This window comes from Bradyrhizobium sp., from assembly GCF_049691595.1.
Taxonomy (GTDB): Bacteria; Pseudomonadota; Alphaproteobacteria; order Rhizobiales; family Xanthobacteraceae; genus Bradyrhizobium.
Genome location: NZ_JBAVNZ010000124.1, coordinates 1 through 5,758, shown reverse-complemented (window position 1 = coordinate 5,758; position 5,758 = coordinate 1). Strand labels below are relative to the sequence as shown.

The following is a 5,758-nucleotide window of genomic DNA, read 5'->3' as shown; positions in this document are numbered from 1 at the left end:
AGTTCAAGTCTTGCACTGGCTGCGGATCTTCCTGCATCCGTCTACAAAGCGCCAGTCATGGCTCCCGTGGCGAGCTGGACCGGATTTTATGCTGGCTTGAACGGCGGCTACACTTGGGGTCACCAGTCGGTAGATCCCTTGGTTACATCGGAGGCTTGCGATAACCCGCTCGGATGTCCTCAAATTCTTGCACTCCTGTCCACCGGCCGAAGCATGAACCCCGGGGGATTCACCGGCGGGCTGCAGTTTGGATACAATAAGCAGTACGGTAACATGCTCTTCGGATTGGAGGCCGACTTCGACTATTCCCGATTGAACGGATCGTTTGCATATGGGCCAACCCGGCCATCGCCACAGCCCATCACCGGGGCAGGCAGTGGTTCGGTGACAACCAACTGGGTGGCTACCATTCGTCCACGCTTCGGTTGGGTGGCTGATCGCCTGCTTGTCTATGTGACGGGCGGCCTCGCATTTACCGACCAACGCAACAGGCAAACAGCCATCGTTGTGGTCAACGGACAGATCGCCGGTCCTATCGGAAATTTCGATCTATCCTCATCAGGCAATATCGGGGCGGTGGTCGGTGCCGGCGTTGAATACGCCTGGACGAACCAATGGAGCGTCAAAGCGGAATACCTGCATTTTGACTTCGCGACCGTGAGGGCGTCAGCCGGCGTCATCGGGGGTATCGGAGGCTTTGACGGTGCCGTCATGAATTCCAGTTGGCATCTGACGGCGGATACCGTTCGCGTGGGGATCAACTATCACTTTGGCGGCCCTGTCGTCGCCCGATACTGATTGCCTCGCCGGTGTTCCGATAGAACACCTTGTACGGATACCGGATCAGTACGTAGATGGGTTGAGCGCTTCGCGAAACCCATCCTCTTCGCAAACTGCAATTGATGGGTATCGTTTCCGCTCCACCCATCCTGCGCGCTGCTCTCAAAAATTCACGCGATTGGAAATCGCGCCGTCGACGACCAGGTTCGATCCGGTCGTAAACGACGACGCCGGGCTCGCCAGGAACACGGCCGCGTTGGCAATCTCCTGCGGCGTCGCCATGCGGCCGGTCGGGTTGCGGGCGAGCGTGTCCTGATAGCGCTTGGGCATGTTCTGCTCGATCGTGTTCCAGACGCCGCCCTTGAAATAGACCGTGCCCGGCGACACCACGTTGACGCGGATTTTCCTGGGTGCGTATTGCCGCGCCAGTCCCTTGGCCATGTGCACCAGCGCCGCCTTGATCGGACCGTACGAACTGGCGTTGTCCGCCTGCGCGGCCGCAACCGATGAAATAATCACAAAGGCCGCATCGCCATTCTTCTCGCCGCTGGCTTCCAGGAACGGCCGCGCGGCCTCGAACGCATTCACCGCGCCCAGCACGTCAAGCCGAAAATTCTGCTCCCACGACGCGGGGTCGCCGCCCTGCGCCATGGCGCCGGCATTGGAAAACAGCAGATCGATGCTGCCCAGCTCCTCGGCGACGTCGGCAATCCATGATCTCAACGCGGCGCCGTCGGTGATATCAACGGACGCGCCGGTTGCCTTCACGCCCAGGCTTCGCAGCTCGGCAACCGCGTTCTTGACCTGATCCGCGTTGCGGGCGCAGACCGCGACGCCGGCGCCTTCGCCGGCCAGCGTGCTTGCGATCGCGCGTCCGATGCCGCGCGTGCCCCCGAGCACGACCGCGTTTCTTCCCTTCAAACCCAGGTCCATTGTTGTTTCCCTTGTTGGCCGGCGACGCTGTAAATCCGGAACGTACCAGAATAGCAGGGCGGGCAAAGCGACTTGTCCGCGATAGCTCACCCCACAAACCGCCCGTCGGGCAAACCACAAATGTCCATTGTTGCGCTAAGCTGGGGCTGCAATTCTGTCCACAATTGAAGGTTAGGGAAGTGCGAGACCCATGCAAAGCCCCGGTGAAATTCTCAAAGATATCTGGACATCAGTTGGCGGTGAGGTTTCCGCGCTCGAGGCGGTCAAGCTGACCGGCGAAGAGCCGCAACTGCCATCGTCGTTTCGCGTCGCCGCCGCGGCGCAGGTCGGCGTTGCCGCGGCCGGACTGGCGGCGGCGCAAATCTGGAAATGGCGCAGCGGGCAAGGCCAGGACGTCGCCGTCGATATGCGCCATGCCGTGGTCGAATGCCGAAGCGAGCGCTACCTGCGCGTCGACGGCAAGCCGCCGCCGCCGGCTTGGGACGTCATCGCCGGCATCTACAACACCGGCGATCGACGCTTTGTCCGGCTGCATACCAATTTCCCGCATCATCGCGACGCCGTCTGTAAGGTTCTGAACTGCGAGCCGGAGCGCGACCGGGTCCAGGCGGCGCTGCTGCAATGGGACGGCGAGGCATTCGAGACCGCGGCCTATGCCGAAGGCGGCGTCGTCGCGTTGATGCGCCCGCATGACGAATGGTCGGCAACGCCGCACGCCAGGGCACTGGCCGAATTGCCGCTGATATCGATCGAGAAGATCGGCGAGGCCGCGCCAAAACCCTGGCCCAAAGGCGATCGCCCGCTGGCGGGGTTACGCGTGCTCGACCTGTCGCGCGTGATCGCAGGCCCGGTTGCGGGCCGCGCGCTCGCCGCCCATGGCGCCGACGTGCTGCTGATCTCCGGCCCGGATCTGCCGGGCATTCCCTGGCTCACCATCGACACCGGCCGCGGCAAGCTGACCAGCTTTGTCGAACTCAGGAGTGAGCAGGGAAGCGGGGTGTTGCGCGAGCTGCTGGCGCAGGCGGATATTTTTTCGCAGGGCTATCGTCCGCGCGCGCTGGCCAAACTCGGCTTCGCGCCGGAAGCGGCGGCCAAAATCAATCCCGGCATCGTTTATGTGACGCTGTCGGCCTACGGCCATGCCGGGCCGTGGGCCGAGCGCCGCGGTTTTGACTCGCTGGTGCAAACCGCGACCGGCTTCAACCATGCCGAGGGGCAGGCGGCCGGCATTGACGGGCCGAAGGAATTGCCGGCGCAGATGCTCGACCATGCCACCGGCTATTTCATGGCATTCGGCGCCATGATGGCGAAGGCGCGCCAGTCGCGCGAGGGCGGCAGCTGGCATGTCCGCGTGTCGCTGGCGCAGACCGGCCGATGGCTGTGGAATCTCGGCCGGGTTGCCGATGGCTTCAAGACCTCCGATTTGCCGGGCGAAACGGTGACGCCCTTCATCGAGGAGGTGGCCTCGGGCTTCGGCCCGTTGCGGTCGGTCGGGCACGCGGCGATCTTGTCGAAAACCCCGGCTTTCTGGGCCCGCCCGGCGATGCCACTCGGCAGCCACCCGCCGCAATGGCCGGCGCGCGGATAGGCTTGCGCCGGACTCTCCGAACTTTGACCTCGAACGCTAAGGTTATTGGCTTTTTTTAGGTTGTTTGAGATACCAATTGGGCACTATTAGCGCACCGGCCAGGCGGTTCCTGCCGGAATCATCGCCGTCTGACCCGGAGTCCATGCTGAGCGACTTTACCAAGCGATTCAAGATGCTTAGCCGGCAACAACTGGCCGTCGGCGCCGCCTCGCTGGCGCTGGCCGGGGCTGCTGCCTACGGTTTTTTGCATATTGGCGCGGCAAAGCAGGGCCATTCGGAGGTGTCGAGCCAGTCCCGCAAGGGATTGGCGCGCTATACCCCGACTCTGGCCGAATGGGCCAGCCTGACCCTTCAGCCGGTCGCCGAGCGGGCCTTTCGGGCCGAATATGTCACCGAGGGCAAGATCGCGATCGATGAGGATCGCGCCACGCCGGTGTTCTCGCCCTATACCGGCCGGGTCACCAAACTGCTGGTGCGGCCGGGCGATAGTGTCGTCAGGGGGCAGCCGCTGTTCGTGATCGAAGCGGCCGACACGGTGCAGGCGCAGAACGATTACATCGCGGCCATGACCAGCCTGAACAAGGCGCAGTCCGCGCTCGACCTCGCGCAGATCCAGGACAAGCGCGCCAAGGATCTGTTCGAAGGCAAGGCCGTTCCGCTGAAGGATTATCAGCAAAGCCAGGCGACGCTGATCCTGGCGCAGAACGATCTGCGTTCCGCGCAGACGGCGCTGGAAGCTTCGAGCAACAAGTTGCGAATTCTCGGCTTCACCGAAGAGGATATCCTCAGCTTCCGGCAGAAAGGCCGCATCAATCCGGCAACCACGGTGTTCGCGCCGATTGCCGGCACCGTGGTTCAGCGCAAGGCCGGCCCCGGTCAATATGTCAGCTCCGGCGCCAGCGATCCCGTCTATGTGATCGGCGATCTCTCGACGGTGTGGCTGACGGCCTTCGTCCGCGAGACCGACGCCGCCAATGTCCTGGTCGGGCAGGACGTCAGTTTCGGCGTGATGGCGCTGCCGGACCGGCCGCTGTCGGCCCGCATCAATTATGTTGCCGCGGCGATCGATCCGGCGACGCGCCGGCTCTTGGTCCGCGCCACCATCGACAACAAGGACGGGCTTTTGAAGCCGGAAATGTTCGCCAACGTCACACTCTATTCCGCGAGCGATCATGCGGCGGTCGGCGTGCCGAAGCAGGCGTTGATCTATGAGGGCGACCAGGTCCGGGTCTGGGTCGCCCATGACGACAAATCGATCGAACTGCGCCTGATCAAGCCCGGCCTCACCAATGGCGACCTGGTCGAGGTCATGGGCAATTTGAAGCCCGGCGAACAGATCATTACCAAGGGCAGCCTGTTCATCGACCGCGCCGCATCCGGCACCTGACCCGCTTCAAGCCCTTGAAAGCTCCGATTTGAATGGATCGCCTCGTCGCCCTTGCCGTCAGCCGCCGCTATCTGATGGTGGCCATGTTCGTCGCGGTATTTATCGGCGGCCTGATCGCGTTCGCGCAGCTCAACATCGAGGCCTATCCCGATCCGACCCCGCCGATGGTCGATATCGTGACGCAAAGCCCCGGCCTGTCGTCGGAAGAGATCGAGCGCTACATCACGATCCCGATCGAGACCCAGGTCGCGGGCATCAAGAACCTGCGCACCATCCGCACCATCTCGCTGTACGGCCTGTCCGACGTCAAGCTGCAGTTTTCGTTCGATTACACCTATGAAGAGGCGCTGCAGCAGGTGCTGAACCGGCTGTCGCAGCTCGCGCCGTTGCCCGGCAGCGTGCTGCCCGGAATTTCGCCGCTCAGCCCGATCGGCGAAATCTACCGCTACCGGCTGAAAGGGCCGCCGAACTACAGCGTGCTCGACCTGAAGACGCTGCAGGACTGGGTGTTGCAGCGCCGCTTCCGCGCCGTGCCCGGCGTGATCGACGTCACCGGCTGGGGTGGCAAAACCAAGACCTACGAGCTGCAGGTCGATTTCAGCAGACTGGTCGCCAATGGCCTGACCCTGCCGCAGGTGCTGCAGGCCGTCGGCAACGCCAACATCAATGTCGGCGGCAACACCGTCGATATCGGCGCGCAATCCGCCGTGGTCCGTGGCGTCGGCCTGATCCGTTCGATCGACGATCTCAACAACACCATGGTGTCGCAAAGCGGCGGCAATCCGGTGCTGGTCAAGGATATCGCCCATGTGACGGTTGGCGAGAAACCGCGGCTCGGCATCGCCGGAATCGACGACGACGACGACATCGTGCAAGGCATCGTGCTGATGCGGCGCGGCGAGAAGAGTTCGCCGACGATCACGCGCGTCGAGCAGCTCGTCGCCGACATCAATAATTCCACCATCCTGCCGCCGGGGGTGCGGATCGAGCGCATCTACGACCGCAAGGATCTGATCGACATCACCACCGCCACCGTGCTGCACAACATGGTGCTCGGCATTCTCCTGATC

5 protein-coding genes are annotated in these 5,758 nt (G+C 63.1%); 4 read left to right on the top strand and 1 reads right to left on the bottom strand.

Annotated features, from left to right (window positions below; translation table 11 throughout):
• A partial coding sequence (locus WCE35_RS05610) for an outer membrane protein (protein WP_424592357.1) occupies positions 1-798 on the top strand: 798 nt, incomplete at its 5' end.
• Positions 799-942: 144 nt separating this feature from the next.
• Here the strand turns inward: WCE35_RS05610 and WCE35_RS05605 are convergent.
• Complete coding sequence (locus WCE35_RS05605; protein WP_424592356.1) at positions 943-1,713, bottom strand: SDR family NAD(P)-dependent oxidoreductase; 771 nt, start codon at positions 1,711-1,713, stop codon at positions 943-945.
• Positions 1,714-1,903: 190 nt separating this feature from the next.
• Between WCE35_RS05605 and WCE35_RS05600 the strand changes: the two genes are divergently transcribed.
• The 3 genes from WCE35_RS05600 to WCE35_RS05590 all read left to right on the top strand — a co-directional run.
• Positions 1,904-3,301: a CoA transferase gene (locus WCE35_RS05600; protein ID WP_424592355.1), complete on the top strand. Its 1,398-nt coding sequence runs from the start codon at positions 1,904-1,906 to the stop codon at positions 3,299-3,301.
• A 142-nt stretch (positions 3,302-3,443) separates the two neighbouring features.
• The gene (locus tag WCE35_RS05595; RefSeq protein WP_424592354.1) at positions 3,444-4,688 is read left to right on the top strand and encodes an efflux RND transporter periplasmic adaptor subunit; all 1,245 of its coding nucleotides are present in this window, start codon (positions 3,444-3,446) and stop codon (positions 4,686-4,688) included.
• Positions 4,689-4,720: 32 nt separating this feature from the next.
• Positions 4,721-5,758: efflux RND transporter permease subunit (locus tag WCE35_RS05590; protein ID WP_424592353.1), on the top strand; the 1,038-nt coding region annotated here is incomplete at its 3' end.

Coding starts and splice junctions, on each gene's coding strand:
- WCE35_RS05605 (WP_424592356.1), bottom strand. CDS start 1,713: ATGGACCTGGGTTTGAAGGGAAGAAACGCGGTCGTGCTCGGGGGCACG.
- WCE35_RS05595 (WP_424592354.1), top strand. CDS start 3,444: ATGCTGAGCGACTTTACCAAGCGATTCAAGATGCTTAGCCGGCAACAA.
- WCE35_RS05600 (WP_424592355.1), top strand. CDS start 1,904: ATGCAAAGCCCCGGTGAAATTCTCAAAGATATCTGGACATCAGTTGGC.